At 45.4% G+C, this 17,693-nt stretch carries 16 protein-coding genes; 11 read left to right on the top strand and 5 right to left on the bottom strand.

Annotated features, from left to right (window positions below):
* Window position 1 precedes the first annotated feature (1 nt).
* The 5 genes from EMM73_RS14280 to EMM73_RS14260 are packed head-to-tail and all read left to right on the top strand — an operon-like array spanning window position 2 to window position 5,153.
* Entirely contained in the window at window positions 2–799 is a 798-nt protein-coding gene (locus tag EMM73_RS14280) for an enoyl-CoA hydratase/isomerase family protein (protein ID WP_127687409.1), read from the top strand.
* A 14-nt stretch (window positions 800–813) separates the two neighbouring features.
* Window positions 814–2,790 carry an acetyl-CoA carboxylase biotin carboxylase subunit gene (locus EMM73_RS14275; protein WP_127687407.1) on the top strand — a complete coding sequence of 659 codons (1,977 nt, stop codon included), beginning with the start codon at window positions 814–816 and terminating at the stop codon, window positions 2,788–2,790.
* A 24-nt stretch (window positions 2,791–2,814) separates the two neighbouring features.
* Entirely contained in the window at window positions 2,815–3,753 is a 939-nt protein-coding gene (locus EMM73_RS14270; protein WP_127687405.1) for a hydroxymethylglutaryl-CoA lyase, read from the top strand.
* A gap of 29 nt (window positions 3,754–3,782) precedes the next feature.
* A complete protein-coding gene (locus tag EMM73_RS14265) occupies window positions 3,783–4,484 on the top strand; it encodes a CoA transferase subunit A (protein ID WP_127687403.1) in 702 nt (233 codons plus the stop codon).
* A gap of 12 nt (window positions 4,485–4,496) precedes the next feature.
* The gene (locus EMM73_RS14260) at window positions 4,497–5,153 is read left to right on the top strand and encodes a CoA transferase subunit B (protein ID WP_127687401.1); all 657 of its coding nucleotides are present in this window, start codon (window positions 4,497–4,499) and stop codon (window positions 5,151–5,153) included.
* Between the two features lie 38 nt (window positions 5,154–5,191).
* Here the strand turns inward: EMM73_RS14260 and EMM73_RS14255 are convergent, their stop codons facing one another.
* Both EMM73_RS14255 and EMM73_RS14250 read right to left on the bottom strand, forming a co-directional pair.
* The gene (locus EMM73_RS14255; protein WP_127687399.1) at window positions 5,192–5,707 is read right to left on the bottom strand and encodes a hypothetical protein; all 516 of its coding nucleotides are present in this window, start codon (window positions 5,705–5,707) and stop codon (window positions 5,192–5,194) included.
* Between the two features lie 102 nt (window positions 5,708–5,809).
* Window positions 5,810–6,796 (bottom strand): GlxA family transcriptional regulator, encoded by a 987-nt coding sequence (locus tag EMM73_RS14250; RefSeq protein ID WP_186435236.1) that lies wholly within the window; start codon window positions 6,794–6,796, stop codon window positions 5,810–5,812.
* 132 nt (window positions 6,797–6,928) lie between these two features.
* On the opposite strand from EMM73_RS14250, the gene EMM73_RS20080 reads away from it, so the two are divergent.
* A complete protein-coding gene (locus EMM73_RS20080) occupies window positions 6,929–7,099 on the top strand; it encodes a hypothetical protein (protein WP_186435235.1) in 171 nt (56 codons plus the stop codon).
* A 13-nt stretch (window positions 7,100–7,112) separates the two neighbouring features.
* Here EMM73_RS20080 and EMM73_RS14245 read toward each other — a convergent pair whose 3' ends face one another.
* Window positions 7,113–8,000: an NAD(P)-dependent oxidoreductase gene (locus EMM73_RS14245; protein WP_127687395.1), complete on the bottom strand. Its 888-nt coding sequence runs from the start codon at window positions 7,998–8,000 to the stop codon at window positions 7,113–7,115.
* A gap of 101 nt (window positions 8,001–8,101) precedes the next feature.
* On the opposite strand from EMM73_RS14245, the gene EMM73_RS14240 reads away from it, so the two are divergent.
* Complete coding sequence (locus EMM73_RS14240) at window positions 8,102–8,587, top strand: glutathione peroxidase (protein WP_127687394.1); 486 nt, start codon at window positions 8,102–8,104, stop codon at window positions 8,585–8,587.
* Window positions 8,588–8,665: 78 nt separating this feature from the next.
* Window positions 8,666–9,649: a 2-hydroxyacid dehydrogenase gene (locus EMM73_RS14235; RefSeq protein WP_127687392.1), complete on the top strand. Its 984-nt coding sequence runs from the start codon at window positions 8,666–8,668 to the stop codon at window positions 9,647–9,649.
* A 28-nt stretch (window positions 9,650–9,677) separates the two neighbouring features.
* Here the strand turns inward: EMM73_RS14235 and EMM73_RS14230 are convergent, their stop codons facing one another.
* On the bottom strand, window positions 9,678–11,894 hold the full coding sequence (locus EMM73_RS14230) for a S9 family peptidase (protein ID WP_127687391.1): 2,217 nt from the start codon (window positions 11,892–11,894) through the stop codon (window positions 9,678–9,680).
* A 295-nt stretch (window positions 11,895–12,189) separates the two neighbouring features.
* On the opposite strand from EMM73_RS14230, the gene EMM73_RS14225 reads away from it, so the two are divergent.
* From EMM73_RS14225 to EMM73_RS14215, 3 genes are all read left to right on the top strand, one after another.
* Window positions 12,190–14,805: a TonB-dependent receptor plug domain-containing protein gene (locus EMM73_RS14225; RefSeq protein WP_127687389.1), complete on the top strand. Its 2,616-nt coding sequence runs from the start codon at window positions 12,190–12,192 to the stop codon at window positions 14,803–14,805.
* Between the two features lie 163 nt (window positions 14,806–14,968).
* A complete protein-coding gene (locus EMM73_RS14220; protein ID WP_127687388.1) occupies window positions 14,969–15,862 on the top strand; it encodes an alpha/beta fold hydrolase in 894 nt (297 codons plus the stop codon).
* Window positions 15,863–15,939: 77 nt separating this feature from the next.
* Window positions 15,940–17,046, top strand: a complete 1,107-nt coding sequence (locus EMM73_RS14215) for an META domain-containing protein (protein ID WP_127687386.1) — start codon at window positions 15,940–15,942, stop codon at window positions 17,044–17,046.
* A gap of 33 nt (window positions 17,047–17,079) precedes the next feature.
* On the opposite strand, the gene EMM73_RS14210 is transcribed toward EMM73_RS14215, so the two are convergent.
* Window positions 17,080–17,478: a hypothetical protein gene (locus EMM73_RS14210; protein WP_127687385.1), complete on the bottom strand. Its 399-nt coding sequence runs from the start codon at window positions 17,476–17,478 to the stop codon at window positions 17,080–17,082.
* Between the last annotated feature and the right edge of the window lie 215 nt (window positions 17,479–17,693).

Raw genomic sequence — 17,693 nt, 5'->3', positions numbered from 1 at the left:
AATGCAAAACTATAAAACTATTACGACCTCGTTAAATTCAGCCGGTGTTGCAGAGCTGGTGCTAAACCGTGCTGAAGTGCATAACGCCTTTGACGACAGCATGATTGGCGAATTAATTGACGCCTTAAAAACTCTGGCTGCTAATCCAGCTGTGCGAGTACTGTTGCTGAAATCCTTGGGTAAAAACTTCAGTGCAGGTGCCGATCTGAACTGGATGCGCTCTATGGCAGAGAAAAACTACCAGCAGAACCTCGAAGATGCAGGCCAGTTAGCAGAGCTGATGCGCCAATTAGATTGCTTCCCTGCCCCCACTATTGCGTTGGTACAAGGCGCTGCTTTTGGTGGTGCTTTGGGTTTAGTCTCCTGCTGCGATATAGCCATTGCCGAACAAGGCGCCAGCTTTTGTTTAAGCGAAGTAAAAATCGGTTTGATACCAGCTGTGATCAGCCCCTATGTGATGCGCGCTATTGGCGAACGCGCCAGCCGCCGTTATTTCTTAACGGCAGAGCGTTTTGATGCATCTACAGCGCTGAATTTAGGTTTAGTGCATCAATTAGTGGACGCCGGTGGTCTTAGTGGCGCAGCAGAACATTTTGTTGGCACTTTGCTAAATAACAGCCCTGCGGCGCTGCGCTCAGCCAAAGAGCTGATGGCAGTGGTTAACAATCAGCCTATTAACCAACAGCTAATCGACAGCACCTCTGAGCGCATTGCCTCTATACGTGTATCAGTTGAAGGTCAGGAAGGCTTAACTGCCTTTTTACAAAAACGTACTCCGGCCTGGATCCGGTCAGAATAAGGAAAAACAGACTGATGTTTCGCAAAATTTTGATCGCCAACCGGGGCGAAATCGCCTGCCGTGTGATAGAAACAGCCCATAAACTGGGGATCCGTTGTGTGGCTGTGTATTCAGAAGCTGACGCCAATGCCCGTCATGTGCATATGGCCGATGAAGCCTTTTTGTTAGGTCCTGCACCTAGTAAGGAATCCTATTTACGCGCTGATAAAATTCTGGCCATCGCCAAATTAAGTGGCGCCGAAGCTGTGCACCCTGGTTATGGCTTTTTATCTGAAAACGAAGGCTTTGCACAAGCCTGCGCTGAGGCTGGTGTGGTTTTTATTGGCCCACCAGTGCCGGCTATTGCTGCTATGGGCAGTAAAAGCGCAGCCAAAGAAATTATGACCAAAGCCGGTGTGCCTTTAGTGCCGGGTTACCATGGCGATAACCAAGACCCTGCCTTTTTACAACAACAAGCTGATCTGGTGGGCTACCCGCTGTTACTGAAAGCCGCATACGGCGGTGGTGGTAAAGGTATGCGTGTGGTCTGGAATAGTGGCGAATTTGCCGAAGCTTTGGCTGGCGCCAAACGTGAAGCCTTAAACGGCTTTGGCAATGACAAAGTGCTGATGGAACGCTATCTGACTAAACCCCGCCATGTTGAAATTCAGGTGTTTGCCGACAGTTTTGGTAATGCGGTGTATTTAGCTGAACGCGACTGCTCTATTCAGCGCCGTCACCAAAAAGTGATTGAAGAAGCACCAGCACCGAATTTCAGCGCTGAGCAGCGCAAAGCTATGGGCGAAGCTGCAGTCAAAGCCGCTCAGGCTATTGCTTATCAGGGCGCCGGTACTGTTGAGTTTTTATTTGATGAAGACGGCTCTTTCTATTTTATGGAAATGAACACCCGTCTACAGGTCGAACACCCGGTGACTGAAATGATCACAGGTCAGGATCTGGTGAAATGGCAGCTGTTGGTCGCCAGTGGTCAGCCTTTGCCTTTAACTCAGGACCAAATCACTATTGATGGCCATGCCATTGAAGTGCGGGTTTATGCTGAAGATCCGGAGCACGATTTCCTGCCAGCTACAGGCAATCTAACCTATTTACGCCAGCCTGAAGCCAGCCGTTATGTGCGGGTCGATACAGGTGTGGTCGAGAATGACGAAGTCTCGCCTTTTTACGACCCTATGATTGCGAAACTCATTGTCTGGGATGAAAACCGTGATCGCGCCATAGCCCGTATGTTGCGTGCTTTGGATGATTACCGTATTGCTGGTGTGAAAAACAACCTGAATTTCTTAACCCGTTTAGTGGAGCAACCTGCTTTTGCCAAAGCAGAGCTGGATACGCATTTTATTGAACGTCATAAAGAATCCTTGTTTGCGCCTGGTCAGTCTGAAACCGAACAAGCCAGTTTATTGGCAGCCTTGTATCTGTTATTGAAAGAGCGTTCAGACAATGTGGACGATCAAAGTCCATGGGCTTTGTGTTCAGGCTGGCGTTTAAATGAAGTTCCAACTGTATCTTTCCCGCTGATTTATCAGGATGAAACCCGTCTGGTCAGCGTCAGCTCTGAAGGTAAACAGCTTAGCTTAACGCAACAAGGCGTAACAACCTCAGCTACAGCCAGCTTACAAGGCGATGAACTGCAGACCAATTTAAATGGCCATCAGGTCAAAGTGCGGGTCAGCCAGTATCAGGACATAGTGTCGGTGTTTATTAAACATCAACGTTACGACTTTATTTACCAGACCCAAGTGCAAGTTGTGGTTGATGACAGCGCCTCTGCCGGCAGCCTGACGGCACCTATGAACGGCACTATAGTAGCTGTGATGGTAGAAAAAGGCGCTACTGTCAGTGCTGGTCAGACGCTTTTGGTGATGGAAGCGATGAAAATGGAATACAGCATCAAGGCGCCTAAAGACGGTGTGGTGGATCAGCTGTTTTATGCCGCTGGTGATCTGGTGAAAGACGGCGCTCAACTTCTCGACTTTACCCCAGCGGACTAACACAGGCCTATTTTGGAGAGAATGATGTCACTGATAGTAAACCCACAGCATACAACTGGTTTGCCCAAAGCGGTGCGTATCGTCGAAGTAGGCCCACGCGATGGCCTGCAAAATGAAAAAGCCGTGTCGCTTGAAGCAAAAGTTGAGCTGGTCAACCGTTTGGCTGAAACTGGCCTTATCACCATTGAAACCGGTGCTTTTGTATCACCTAAGTGGGTGCCACAAATGGCCGACTCTGCTGCTGTATTTGCACAAATCAGCCGCAAAGCAGGTATTCAGTACACGGCTTTGACCCCTAATAAGCAAGGTTATGAAGCAGCCAAAGCAGCGGGAGCCACTGAAGTTGCGGTATTTGGCGCTGCATCCGAGGCCTTCACCCAGAAAAATATCAACTGCAGCATAGCGGAAAGCCTCGAACGTTTTGCCCCAGTGATGGCGCAAGCCAAACTGGATGGTATTAAAGTGCGAGGTTATGTTTCTTGTGTGGTCGGCTGTCCTTATCAGGGTGAGGTTGCCCCCCCAGAAGTAGCACGGGTTGCTAAAGCCTTGCTCGATATGGGCTGCTATGAAATTTCGTTAGGTGACACCATAGGCGTCGGTACCCCTGCCAAAGTGAATTCCATGCTCGATGCGGTGCTGGCGGTTGTGCCTGTAGAGCAGTTAGCTGTGCATTTTCACGACACTTATGGCCAGGCGTTAACTAATATTTACGCAGCGCTACAACGTGGTATTGCTGTGGTCGACAGTTCAGTAGCAGGTTTAGGCGGCTGTCCATACGCTGCCGGTGCGTCAGGCAATGTTGCCACTGAGGAGGTGGTGTATTTACTGAACGGCCTTGGCATACAGAGCGGTGTTGATTTACAACGGCTTGCACCTATTGGCTGGTTTATCAGCGAGCAGCTGGGGAAAGCTCCTAGTTCTAAAGTAGGATTGGCGCTTAAGGCCAAATGCCAGCAGAATTAATGATTGATAGCATCTTTTAAGGATACAAAATGGCAGGGTTTAATAAAGTTGTGACCAGCTACGAAGAAGCGCTGGCAGGCCTGACCGATGGCATGACAGTGATAGCCGGTGGTTTTGGTTTATGTGGTATTCCGGAAGGTCTGATAGCTCAGATCAAAAAAATGGGCACCCGTGATTTAACAGTGGTTTCTAATAACTGCGGTGTCGATGGTTTTGGTTTAGGTGTTTTATTAGAAGACCGTCAAATCAAAAAAATGATCGCCTCTTATGTCGGCGAAAACGCCTTGTTTGAAAAACAGTTGTTATCAGGCGAACTTGAAGTGGTATTAACACCTCAAGGCACGCTGGCTGAAAAAATCCGCGCTGGTGGTGCTGGTATTCCGGCCTTTTTCACGGCGACTGGTTACGGTACTCCTGTGGCTGATGGTAAAGAAACCCGCGAGATTAATGGCCGCAATTATGTGCTGGAAGAAGCCATTACCGGAGATTTCGCCATAGTACGGGCCTGGAAAGCCGACCGTTACGGCAATCTGGTGTTCCGTCATACCTCGATGAACTTCAACCCTATGGCAGCTACTGCAGGCAAAATTACTGTGGCTGAAGTGGAAGAAATCGTCGAGCCGGGAGAACTGGAGCCAAGCCAAATTCACACACCAGGTATTTATGTGCAACGTGTGATCAAAGGAAACTTTGAAAAACGCATTGAACGTCGTATGGTCCGTCAGGCTTAAGGAGCGCAGCAAATGGCATTATCACGTGAACAAGTCGCTATGCGGGTGGCTCAGGAATTACAGGACGGCTATTACGTCAATTTAGGCATAGGTATCCCCACCTTAGTGGCCAACTATGTGCCTGCAGGTATTGAAGTAATGCTGCAATCGGAAAACGGTTTATTAGGTATGGGCCCCTACCCAACCGAAGCTGAATTGGATGCCGATATGATCAACGCAGGCAAAGAAACAGTCACCGCCATTAAAGGCGCTGCCATTTTCAGTTCAGCTGAAAGTTTTGCCATGATCCGCGGCGGCCATGTGGATTTAACAGTACTAGGCGCTTTTGAAGTGGATCAAAATGGCAATATCGCCAGCTGGATGATCCCTGGCAAACTGGTCAAAGGCATGGGCGGCGCTATGGATTTAGTCGCTGGCGCACAAAATATTATTGTCACCATGACCCACGCCGACAAATACGGCAGTTCCAAATTACTGGATAGCTGTACTTTGCCGCTGACTGGCGTCAACTGTGTGAAAAAGATAGTGACTGATTTGGCTGTGCTGGAGGTCCGGGATGGCGCTTTTCATTTACTGGAAAGAGCACCAGGCATCAGCGTGGAAGAAATTCAGCAAAAAACTGCGGGTAAGTTAGTGATCTCTGGTGATATTCCGGAAATGCAGTTCTGATGTAAAACATGAAAGGGTCAGAGGTACGGCTTCTGACCCTATCGAAACGCCTTAGCCTGTAAACCAGCCCCAGCATTATCCCTGTTAATATCGCCGCTAATTAAGGCGATAGCATTTTTAGTGCTGACCACTGTTACTTTGTCTATATCGCCAATGAGCATCACAAAAGCAGTTTGTCGATTAGCCAGTCTGTACCAGCCTACTTTGTAGTTAGGCAGATGAATAGCATTGACAGCGACTACAGGTTTGAACTCACCCAATTCATCACAAAATAACACTGACACTTTACTTTGTGCCGAGTGAATGTCATCAATTTTGGTTTGATACAATCCCGCTCTAAGTTCTAAAGAGTTCTCAGTCATTAACAAAGTGTTATGGCTAAACTGTAAACTCAGCACTAAGAAACATAAACTGCACAAGCTGAAAACCCATAACGATTGCCTTAACCAATGAGGTTTAAAATAGAGCAAAGCCGTCAAAATCAAAGCAGGTAGAAGCACACAAACAACAAAAAGCAGTGCATAAAGATGCCAGCCGATCTCGGATAAATACATTTAATTTACTTTCATCAATGAATTGGCCACACAATAATAGCACAAATCAAACTTTTCCTGATTCACTTGTTAAAATTTGTTAATTAACAGCGCTGCGATTCACTATGCCGCAGACTCCCGCTCAGGGTCACTGACCGGACAGCAGTTAATTTGTGGCTCAAACATAAATTTTTGCCGGTAGGCTTTCGGTGTCAAGCTGGTGTAATGCACAAACAACTTTCGAAAAGACGAAATATCCTCGTAGCCAACTTGCTGCATGATTTCTTCTGCAGTCCATAGGGTATTTTCCAGCAAAGACTTCGCCCTCTCAATACGTAAACGCTGCAGATAAGCCATAGGAGTTTCGTCTAAATGTTGCTTAAAACGCCGGATCAAAGTTCGGGGTGTTATGGCAAAAGTTTCGGCTAATTGCTCCAGACTAACCGGCTCAGCCAGATGAGCTTGCAAGTACTGTTGAATTTCTGCCAGCTTCGCATCTTTGTGTTGAGGTGCAAGTTGCAGAGATAAATAAGGTAGTTGTGAAGTTCTGTTTGGATCGGTCAGCATGATTTTCGCCATTTGCTGGGCAAAAGCAGTATCCATAAAGAGTTCAACAAAACGAAGGCATAAGTTCAGGTAAGAGGTGGTAGCACCGCCGGTCAAAATGGTCTGTTGCTGCACCACCAACTGCTGTAAATCCAGTTTGACCTGCGGAAACATTTGACGGAAATAGTCTTTAAAAAACCAGACCGAAGTAGATTGCAGGCCATTTAACAAGCCCGTTCCGGCCAGTGCAAAAGTGCCATTACAAAAAGCTCCCAGCCACTTTCCCTGTTGCAGCATCTGCTGTAATTCAGCCTTGTAGGGTAGCAACTCCTGACTCACACGCTGCAGATCGTTAGAGTTATAGGCGTAAAATCCAGGGATCAACAGCATATCAATCTGATTAACATCAACAGGTTCAACCTCAATAGTAAAAGGTCCCTGCTGCAGCCGCTGTTGTGGGCCCATTAAAACAGTTTCAAATAACTGCTGATCGCTTTGCTGTATTAATTGCCAGTATTTATTACAGAAGGTAAAAAAATCCATCACCCCTGTCACACTGCTCATCACTACGTCTTGATTTACCCATATGCCAACGCGCTTCATAATGTCACTTACCACCCCAAATACGTCATTAAAGACACTTTAGCCCCTACTAACCTAAGAGTAAAGTATCAGCATCAACAACAGGAGGTAGTTATGTTTCAACGGTCAAAACGCACAACAGTATGGACTTTATTAGCTTTGGTCTGGGCTATGGTGGTAGGACTTGCTCTGCAAATAACACCAGATCCTATGCTGCATCTGGTGCAAATTCCTATACTACTGGTGCTGACCTTAGGTTTGGCCAGCATCAGTCTGGAGGACTAAAAGCGCTGAAATGTTAAATTTTGCGCTGCAATACGGTCAGTAAACTGGACGTATCCCAGCGACCGCCGCCCATAGCCTGTACTTGAGCGTAAAACTGATCGACTAAAGCAGTCAGTGGCAAAGTAGCTCCATTGTGACGGGCTTCGTTTAGAGTGATCGCTAAGTCTTTGCGCATCCAGTCGACCGCAAAGCCAAAATCGTATTTGCCTTGCAACATGGTAGAGCCGCGGTTTTCCATTTGCCAGGACTGAGCAGCGCCTTTGCTGATGGTGTCTAAGACAGCCTGACCATCCAGTCCGGCCTGTTGGGCAAAATGCATAGCTTCAGCCAAGCCTTGTACTACGCCGGCAATACAAATCTGATTGACCATTTTGGCCAGTTGACCAGAACCAGCAGGCCCTAATAAACGTGCACTGCGGGCGTATTTCATCAATGTCGCTACCGCTTTGGCAAAATCAGCGGCTTCCCCACCCAGCATAATGGTTAATAGGCCATTCTGAGCGCCAGCTTGTCCGCCTGAGACTGGTGCATCTAAGAAGCCTATACCCCTCTCTGCACAGGCTAACGCGAGCTCCCGTGCTAAATCGGCAGAGGCTGTAGTATGGTCAACTAATACAGAGCCTGCGCCCATAGTAGCTAAAACGCCCTGCTCGCCATAGACCACAGAACGTACATCATCATCATTGCCCACGCACAACATAACAAGATTGGCACCAATAGCGGCTTCTGCAGGAGTTGACGCAGCTGTACCTCCATACTGCTGAACCCAATCTAGTGCTTTCTGATGAGTTCTGTTATACACACAGACCGACTCCCCCTTTTGCTGTAAATGACCTGCCATAGGAAACCCCATAACACCCAAACCAACAAAGGCAACTTTTTGCTGAGATAAATTTGACATAATTTTGACTTATTTCTGTGACAGACTTGAGTGCTAAGAAGCTTACTAGAATCAGGGGCTCTGACGCAAAAGCATCAGACGAGTTGCAAAAAAGGACAGTTATGCCAAAGGTTCACCATTTCAAGGTAAAGGACAGTCAAGGTGAAGATGTCGATTTATCTCAATACAGGGACAAAGTGGTTCTTATCGTAAATACAGCCAGTCAATGTGGTTTTACCTCGCAGTATCAGGAGCTGGAAGCGCTGTACCGACAATACAAGGATCGTGGCTTTGTTGTATTAGCCTTTCCTTGCAATCAATTTGGAGCACAGGAACCAGGATCTAACGCAGACATTCAACAGTTTTGTCAATTGAACTACGGTGTCAGTTTCCCTGTTTTTGCTAAATTACAGGTGAACGGTCTGGATTCAGATCCACTATTTGAATATCTGAAAGATCAGGCTCGCGGTTTGATGAAAACACGCGCCATTAAATGGAATTTTACTAAGTTTCTCGTTAATCGTGAGGGCGACGTAGTTAAACGTTATGCACCACGCACTAAACCTTCCAGCCTTCATCAGTCTATCGAAGAGGTTCTGAACAGTTGATGCTTTGATTAAAAACAATATAGACAGTGACTTTTTGCGTTACTCTGGGTTTTGGAATAGCAAGCAAGGAGCCTCACCATGAAAGTCGCAGTTTTTAGTTCAAAAAAATATGATCAGACTAGCTTTGCTCAATGGGCAGATGCGCGCCTTGAGTTTAGTTTCTTTGACGGCCCATTAGACCTACAAAGCGCAAAATTAACCCAGGGTTACGCGGCAGTCTGTGCTTTTGTAAATGACAACCTGTCTGCTCCAGTGCTGACTGAATTGAAGGCTGCTGGTGTGGGTATGATAGCGTTACGCTGCGCTGGTTTTAATAACGTCGATTTGGCTGCAGCCAAAAAGCTTGACCTGCGGGTTGCCCGCGTACCCGCATACTCACCTGAAGCGGTCGCAGAACACACGGTGGCGATGATCTTGTGTTTAAACCGTAAGTTACATAAAGCCTACAACAGAGTACGGGACGATAACTTTGCACTCGATGGCTTATTGGGCTTTAATCTGCATGGTAAAACGGCAGGTCTGGTCGGTACAGGCCGCATAGGAGCGGCCACGGCGAGGATCCTGCTTGGTTTTGGTATGCAAGTGCTCTGTTACGACATTCAGGTGAATGATGAACTGGTTAAAGCTGGCGTACGTTATGTGCCTTTGGAAAAACTTTGGACAGAATCAGATGTAATCAGCCTGCATTGTCCGTTAAATCCTCAAACCCAGCATATAATCAACGCTGATAGTCTGGCGTTAATGAAAGACGGAGTCATGGTAATTAACACTAGCAGAGGCGGGTTAATTGATACCAAAGCCGTTATTAAAGCTCTGAAGGGCAGAAAGATTGGTTATTTAGGGCTTGATGTCTATGAGCAGGAAGCGGATTTGTTTTTTCAGGATTTATCCGGACAGTTGATAGAGGATGAAGTATTTAAACGTCTGCTAACCTTCCCGAATGTGTTAATTACCGGACACCAGGCATTTTTTACTGCAGAAGCTTTACAGCAAATTTGTCAGGTGACCAGTGATAATCTGCTGGCTTTTCAAGCCAACAGATTAAATGGCAACGAATTGTGATAAATGGCGGGTTAAATACCCGCCCCCATTATTGTTTTAATTGACGCTCAAAAAATGCAGTCATGGTTTTATGTAAATGGGTTTGCACCGGCTGACCAAACATAGAGTGTTTGCTGCCCGGATAATCCATACTTTCAAATAATTTACCTTGTTGCTGTAACTCAGAGTACAACTTGGTACTGTGGGTAAAAAGTACGTTATCGTCCGCCATCCCATGGTAAATCAGCAGATTGCCCTGATAATCTTTCACATAAGGAAAGACTGAGCTTTGCTCGTAACCATCCTTATTTGCCACTGGATGGCCCAAATAACGTTCAGTGTAATGAGTGTCATATAAAGCCCAGTCGGTGACAGGAGCACCTGCTACACCCGCTTTAAAATAATCTCCTGCTTTGAACATCGCCATAATCGCCATGTAACCGCCATAGCTGTGGCCATAAATGCCAATCCGCGTTGCATCGATATAAGGCAAAGTCCGCAGATACTCGACGCCGGTAATTTGATCGATAAGCTCTACATCTGCCAGCTTTTTATAGATTGGGTCTTCAAAAGCTTTGCCGCGATTATCCGATCCTCTATTGTCCAACTGAAATACCACATAACCATTTTGTGCTAAATACTGGAAATACAAATCTCTGGCACTCCAGCTATTAGTTACACGCTGTGCGCCAGGTCCACCATAAACCCCAACCACTACAGGATACTTCTTACCCTTTTCAAGTTGTTTGGGCTCAAATACCCGGTAATACAAAGTTTGGCCATCTTTTGCTTTTAAGGTGCCAAAACGCGGTTTGACCAAAGCCTCTTTGAATGGTGCTAATGGATGAGAACCACTGACATCATTACTTTCCAATACAGTAAGCACTTTACCTTCTACAGTCATAAGTTCGACTTTGGTTGGTTGCAGTACGCTGGAATAGCTATCAATAAAACTCTGGCCTGTTTCAGCCATAACGACTGCATGCGAAAAATCAGCCTTAGTTAAACGCTTAAGATCGCCGCCTTTGACTGGTACTGAATATAGATGGCTTTCCAGCGGTGTATCCTTTCGCCCGGTAAAGTAAATCATTCCTTGGTTTTCGTTGATCGCTTCTATTTTATTGACCACCCAGTCGCCTTGGGTCAACTGACGTACCAAAGTGCCATCCAGCTTATACAAATACAAATGTTTGTATCCATCCCGCTCAGATGCCCAGACAAAATGCTGTTTATCCTTTAAGAAATGCAAATCGTCATTTAAATTTAGCCAGGTTGGGCTCTGCTCTTTTAGTAGTACTTTGGTATCACCTGAGGGTAACTCAACAGAACGTAATTCCAGATGTTGCTGATCTCGGCTTTGCCATTGATAGGTCAACAAAGAGGCTGTTTTGCTCCAGTTCACCCGAGCCAGGTAAATATCCTGCTCTTTCCCTAAATCCAGCCACTGCACTTGAGGTTGTTCAATCCCCACCACACCCAACTTTACCTTCACGTTAGCAGTACCGGTAAAAGGATAACGCTGATTAAAAAGTTTAATTTCATCAGCATAAATTTCATTGCGCACAGCTTCAGCCACAGGTGACTCATCAATCTGGCTAAATGCAATTTTGCTGTCGTCAGGTGCCCACCAGTAGCCAGTCATTCTGCCCATCTCTTCCTGAGCAACAAATTCAGCCATGCCATTTTTGATCAGACCTTTGCCGTCTGTCGTTAACTGAGTTTCTTTTCCTGATTTCAGATCCAACACAAAAATATTTTGTTCCCGAATAAAGGATACATACTGACCTTTGGGCGATATTTTTGCATCGGTTTCGAATGCTTCGGTATTGGTCAACTTGCGAGCGCTCTTGCTGGCTAAGTCGTAATAAAACAAATCGCCATTTAACGGAAACAGCAAGGCTTTGCCATCTTTAGACCAGTTATAACTGACAATACCACTGGCAAATAAACGCAAACGTTCACGTCGGGCTTTTTCTTCATCTGACAGTAACTCTGGACCACTAAACAATAGATTTGAGTCAACCAAAAGACTGTGCTTGCCAGTTTTTATTTGGTATTGCCACAGATCTAACCTGTTGGCGTCGGTGTCTTTTCCTTTGAGGTATGTTACGCGGCTGCCGTCAGGCGAAAAACTTAAAGATCGGGGTGCAGTGCCGCTTAATGCTGGTTCTGAAAACAAACGCTCTAAAGGTAAAACGGCATTCGCTAACGCAGAGTTTGAGATAAACAACGATGCAAGAAATGCTGGGGTAATAAAATTTTTCACCAGTATAAATCCTTAATTTTAGTTTCCCTCCTATCAGAATCGACTTTAGATAAAACAGCAAGTGCGAACGGACATTTTTCAGCTATTTAGGTTCAAATTATTGCTTTTTTTTATGGAAAAAAAAACCTCAAAAACTAGCCAAATAGCCAGCTTGGTGCGACAAAGCACCAAAATGCAGCGCTCAACTAACATCAAATCGCGATAGACAAACGAAAGTTTTTCAAATATGGTCAGCGCAGAGCCCCTAGATAAAAAAATGGGCCATCACAAAAATCCAGATGAGAAGGCAACATTCATGAAGAACAAAATATCTCACTACCATCCAGTCGCTGCAGCAATAAAAATCGCATTATGCGGTAGTTTATTATTCAGTACCTCGTTACTGGCGCAGGAAGCGACCGAAGCGGCTGTAGAGACAAAATCGGAAAACGCTGCAGTAGAAAAAATTGCAGTTATAGGTGCACGTGGGGCACCGCGCTCTGTCGGTGACTCCGCTGTACCTGTAGACGTTATAGGTGGCGAAGAGTTCTCAAAAACTGGAACAAGCGATATGGTCAGTCTAATGACTGCTGCGGTTCCCTCTTTTAACGTCAATGCGCAACCTATAAATGACGCTTCTACACTAATACGCCCAGCCAACTTACGAGGTCTGCCACCAGATAGCACCTTGGTTTTAGTGAACGGAAAAAGACGTCACCGTGCTGCTGTCATCACGTTTTTAGGTAGTGGTATTTCTGATGGTTCTCAGGGACCAGATATCTCCGTTATTCCATCCATTGCACTAAAACAAGTCGAGATATTACGAGATGGTGCAGCGGCTCAGTATGGTTCAGATGCGATAGCAGGTGTAATCAACTTCCGTTTAAAAGATGCAGCTGAAGGTGGCTCTTTTGAAGTAAAAACGGGTCAACATTATGAAGGCGACGGCGATTTACGCCAGGTATCCGGTAATATAGGCTTGCCTTTCACAGACAACGGTTTTGCCAATATCAGCGGTGAGTATAAACAAGCTGACCCAACCAGCCGTTCTGTGCAGCGCAGTGACGCCGCAGGCTCTGCTGCGGCAGGCAATCCTTTTATTGCCGATCCCGCACAGGTGTGGGGCTCACCGGAGTTCAAACGTGATGCAAAATTATTTGCCAACATAGGTCTGGAAGTTGCCAAAGATCGCGAATTCTATTTATTCACTAACTGGGCAGAACGTGATGTTGAAGGTGGTTTTTATTATCGCCATCCAACGACCCGCGATGGAGTCTACTCAAATGACAAAGGCGCGACGCTGCTCATTGGTAATTTGGATGAAAGTTTAGGCAGTTGCGGTTCTATAGCAGCCAAGACTGGAGATAACTTTCGCAACCATGCAGATATTCAGGCAGACGTAGACGCACTGCCGGCTCACTGCTTTACGTACTACGGTATGTTACCTGGTGGCTTCACACCTAAGTTTGGTGGTGTAGTGACTGATACAGCCCTAGCGTCAGGAGTAAAAGGCGAATTGGAGTCAGGCTGGGCTTTTGATGCCAGTATGTCTATCGGCCGCAGTGAAGTAGAATTTTACATTAAAAATACACTAAACCCTTCTCTTGGCGCTGATACTCCGAGAGATTTTAAACCTGGTAAATATGTACAACTTGAGAAAGCAGCCAACTTAGATTTCAACAAACCATTTGATATCGAAGGCCTGCCTTATCCATTAAACGTTGCTGGCGGCGTAGAATACCGTGACGAAACTTTTGAGATTTATGCCGGAGACGCCGCGTCTTTCGAGGTGGGACCTCTGGCTTCGCAAGGCTTTGGCATAGGTTCAAACGGTTTCCCAGGTTTTAAACCTGAAGATGCCGGTTCTTTTAACCGCTATAGTTATGCTGCTTACACTGAATTAGGTGCTGAATTCAGCGATAATTTCAGGATGGACTTTGCATTACGCTTCGAAGACTTTGAAGACTTTGGTAATACTACCAATGGTAAAGTTACAGCCCGTTATCAGGCAACAGATGAAATAGCATTCCGTTCAGCGGTCAGTACTGGCTTCCGTGCACCGACAGTTGGACAAAGCCATGTGCGTAATGTGACAACCTCCTTTAGTCCTGAAGGTCTGGTTGATACAGCAACTTTACCACCAGACCACCCCATCTCTTTACAAAAAGGTGGTAAACCTTTAACTCCTGAAAAGTCGAAAAACTTCTCTGCAGGTACAGTACTTGAAGTGAATAACTGGTATGTCACTTTAGATTATTTCCATATCAAAGTAGATGACCGCATCAGTCAAACATCTGGCTTAAAATTAAATCAAGCAGATATAAATGCTTTACTGGCGCTCGGTGTAAAAGATGCCAGTAGTTTTAGTAGTGTTAAATATTTTACCAATGACTTTGACACCACGACTCAGGGCCTGGACTTAGTCGCCAACTACGGCTTTGACCTGTGGGATGGCAGAACCACTTTGGCCTTTGCATATAACTGGACTGACACTACTGTGGATCGGATCAGCGAGTACATTGTTGACGGTAAACTAACGACTAATATCAGTGACGCCAAAAAGGAACAGTTAGAACGTGGTTTACCTCGTGTCCGCGGCAGTTTTACGGTCAATCAGGACTATGGTGATTGGAGAGGTTATGTACGCTTGAATCATTTTGGTGCTTTTTATGAGGACCATTTAGATAATGGCATATTGTTAGAAGCTGATGAGGGTATACCTATTGAAGTAGGTTCTGCTATTACAGTAGATGCCGAAGTCAGTTACAGCATCAGTGACAGTTATGAAATCAGTATCGGTGCACAAAACTTATTTGACGCCTACCCTGATGAACATAAATGGCAGGGTATAGCGGGGTCCAAATACCCAACGACTGCAGTAATGGGCATCAACGGTGGTTTCTATTACGTCCGGTTGAACTACAGCTTCTGATAGTCAAAGGTGAAGTAAACAAGCCCGGTTTAATACCGGGCTTGTTTTATATGCCAGATAATCATTGAAGTAAGTTAGCTCAAACGCTTTAGATCATTTCCTGTTTGCAGATCTGTGGCTACCATGGCAGAGTGCATGCAAGTTTAGATACAAAAGACTAACGATGGAATTAACTCCCTGGAGCTATGCTACACAATACGGTTTTACGCTCAGAGGTTTCTACACAACCCCAAGTGCGAAACCTGTGTTGCATATCTTGCACGGCAACGGCTATTGCAGCCGAATGTACCAACCTTTTCTAGCTCAGCTTGTTCCCTATTTTGATTTATTTTTATCCGACGCCCAAGGCCATGGCGATAGTGACCATGGCGGTGATTTTATAGGCTGGAACCAAAGTGCAGATTTAGCTCTCGATGCCTGGCTTGCACATAAAGATTTGTTTGGAAATGTTCCATGTTATGCGGTGGGACATAGCTTTGGCGGTGTATTAACAGCACTGATTAACAGTAAACAGAGCAGTCCTTTTGATGCTGTGGTCTTGCTTGATCCAGTTTTGTTTACTCCAGGCATGCTGGTACTGATGCAAAGTCTGGATTGGTTAGGATTATACAAAAAAAACCCAATGGCAAAAAAGGCGCTTAAGCGGCGCCAACACTGGCCAGACAAAGACTCTGCTTATGCATATTTGCATCAGAGAGGTATGTTTAAAAACTGGCAGGATGAAGCGCTGGCAAGTTACATCGATCACGCGTTACTCCATAGTAGTGATGGACTCAAGCTCAAATGTGCAGCAGAGCGTGAAGCTGAAATTTTTGCCTCTTATCCAAAACAATTATGGACTCAATTAAAGCAGCCCTGCAGTCCTACACTTCTCGTTTATGGTCAAACAACTTATGGTTTTGTTAGCAAATCTGCAAAAAAGTGGCATCTATTGAATCATTCTATCCAGTTGCGAAAGGTGACTGGTGGCCATTGTTTTATGCAGGAAAAACCGAATGAAAGTTCTGGATTGATCCGAGACTTCCTGTTTGCACTACGAAAAGACGAAATATGCTGATGTTTAATCATTAATACCATCGACTGCCCACACAGTTGCATTATAATGACGCCAATTTTCTCTGGATCCGTATAGATATGAGACATAGTGTTATTGTAAGCGCCCTACTAATGGCGTTGTCAGGCTGTAGCCAACTACCAGCTCAAAAACCAGCCCCGATCGAAGAAATCAGCCAACCTATGGTTGTTGCAGAACCTGAACTTGTCGAGAACGAAGTGTTAAATGACAATATAGCGCAGGCGCAAGCTACTGACTTTGGTCATATTTTTATCGACAGAGACATGAGTTTCACTGGAGTGTTGCCTTGTGACCGCTGTCCTGGCATAAAATACCACGTCAACTTATTTCAAGACGGTAAGTTTGAAGCCCGACAAGAATTTATTGATCGGCATGAAGTGAACCTGGTGAAAGGTACCTGGTTGTTAGAGGGACGCATTATTCACCTGATGTCTCAGCAAACCAAGATCCCGTCATTCCAGTTTGTTAGCAATAACAAAGTGGTCTTGTTAGATGAGGCAGGTAAACCTGTAGTATCAAAAGATAATTACGAGCTGCTGCGATCAAACGATTTCATAAAACTTGATACCAGTGTTCAAATGCTTGGCATGTATCAGGTTATTGATAATCAGGCCTTTTTTACTCCCTGCGATAATGGTGATAAAACTACTGTTGCGATGACACAACATCACATTCCAATGTTACGTGCTTATCAGACAGATAAAAATCTGAATGGTAAGGCTGTTATTGCAACTATGATTGCCCGCCAAAGCCCCAAAGAAGATAAGATGTTATTTGTTGAGAAGTTTGAACAGTTTTGGCCTGGCGCTAGCTGCCCTGACGTGCTGAATGTAGCTAAAGTTCAAGGTATTGTTTGGCGGGTGGAACGGGTAAAGTTTATCCAGGTGCCTCAACAATATAACTTACGTATGCTATTTAATGACAATGCAAAGTTATATGGCTTCTCTGGCTGTAACGTGTTCAATGCCAGTTATAGTCAAAGTTCTAACTTGTTAAAAGTAGAACCGTTGGTCAGTACCAGGAAGTATTGCGCTCAGAGTAATTATTACGAGTCAAATTTTACACAGCACTTGCAAATGGCCGATCGTATTGAATTAAACGGCGACAAACTACAATTGTTCCATAACAATGAAGTGGTTGTGGAAATGAGACCAGCGTTGAATTAATTTCTCAACAAGCCTTTGTGATGTAATATGGCATCACAAAGGCTCTGCTTTATCCCTTATAGTTCCCATCACATCTTCAAGCGCTTGTTGATTTCTATCTGTATCCAACCTTATTGCAAATTCACAGTGGTCTTGTTGTAACCAAAACATTCTATTTATCAACCGTCTTTGTCGACTCCAGTGCCCTTTTCTGTGATTCAGACCTGCCCTTGCACTGAGCGTTAAACTTGGATTTCCTCCGAGTATGGCGTTTAGTAATCGGCTTAATGCTATAAATACATTGTTACTGTAAGTGCGTAGTGAATTTGACATGATTGGCGTTAAGTCTTTATTTCTTTGAATTGGAATACTTTTGCATGAATCTAAGCAAGGTGCAATCGCCTGTATAGGTGCGTGTTGGTGGTGATTTGGGCGGCTTTGTTCGTAACTCAAGCAGATTTGCTTTGAATTCTGGGCCGATGAGGAGACAACGGGCTGTCTCGTCCGGCCATTGCTGACCCATCCAAGGTCTCGTTCGTCGCTCCGCGACCCGCAAAAGCGGTCCCAAACTGCTCCCAGCAGTTTGGTCGCAGAGCTCAAGGCGTGAAACAGGCGGTGAACTACTTTGCTCACCCCGTCCTGGGGTTCGTCCCTGCTGGACCCGCTGA

Origin of the sequence: Rheinheimera sediminis, from assembly GCF_004005375.1 — a bacterium.
Lineage (GTDB): Bacteria > Pseudomonadota > Gammaproteobacteria > Enterobacterales > Alteromonadaceae > Pararheinheimera.
This window is presented reverse-complemented; position numbering and strand designations above follow the sequence as displayed.

Excerpts from the sequence above, each read along its gene's own strand:
- EMM73_RS14280 (WP_127687409.1), top strand. The coding sequence starts at position 2 with ATGCAAAACTATAAAACTATTACGACCTCGTTAAATTCAGCCGGTGTT.
- EMM73_RS14275 (WP_127687407.1), top strand. The coding sequence starts at position 814 with ATGTTTCGCAAAATTTTGATCGCCAACCGGGGCGAAATCGCCTGCCGT.
- EMM73_RS14270 (WP_127687405.1), top strand. The coding sequence starts at position 2,815 with ATGTCACTGATAGTAAACCCACAGCATACAACTGGTTTGCCCAAAGCG.
- EMM73_RS14265 (WP_127687403.1), top strand. The coding sequence starts at position 3,783 with ATGGCAGGGTTTAATAAAGTTGTGACCAGCTACGAAGAAGCGCTGGCA.
- EMM73_RS14260 (WP_127687401.1), top strand. The coding sequence starts at position 4,497 with ATGGCATTATCACGTGAACAAGTCGCTATGCGGGTGGCTCAGGAATTA.
- EMM73_RS14255 (WP_127687399.1), bottom strand. The coding sequence starts at position 5,707 with ATGTATTTATCCGAGATCGGCTGGCATCTTTATGCACTGCTTTTTGTT.
- EMM73_RS14250 (WP_186435236.1), bottom strand. The coding sequence starts at position 6,796 with ATGAGCAGTGTGACAGGGGTGATGGATTTTTTTACCTTCTGTAATAAA.
- EMM73_RS20080 (WP_186435235.1), top strand. The coding sequence starts at position 6,929 with ATGTTTCAACGGTCAAAACGCACAACAGTATGGACTTTATTAGCTTTG.
- EMM73_RS14245 (WP_127687395.1), bottom strand. The coding sequence starts at position 8,000 with ATGTCAAATTTATCTCAGCAAAAAGTTGCCTTTGTTGGTTTGGGTGTT.
- EMM73_RS14240 (WP_127687394.1), top strand. The coding sequence starts at position 8,102 with ATGCCAAAGGTTCACCATTTCAAGGTAAAGGACAGTCAAGGTGAAGAT.
- EMM73_RS14235 (WP_127687392.1), top strand. The coding sequence starts at position 8,666 with ATGAAAGTCGCAGTTTTTAGTTCAAAAAAATATGATCAGACTAGCTTT.
- EMM73_RS14225 (WP_127687389.1), top strand. The coding sequence starts at position 12,190 with ATGAAGAACAAAATATCTCACTACCATCCAGTCGCTGCAGCAATAAAA.
- EMM73_RS14220 (WP_127687388.1), top strand. The coding sequence starts at position 14,969 with ATGGAATTAACTCCCTGGAGCTATGCTACACAATACGGTTTTACGCTC.
- EMM73_RS14215 (WP_127687386.1), top strand. The coding sequence starts at position 15,940 with ATGAGACATAGTGTTATTGTAAGCGCCCTACTAATGGCGTTGTCAGGC.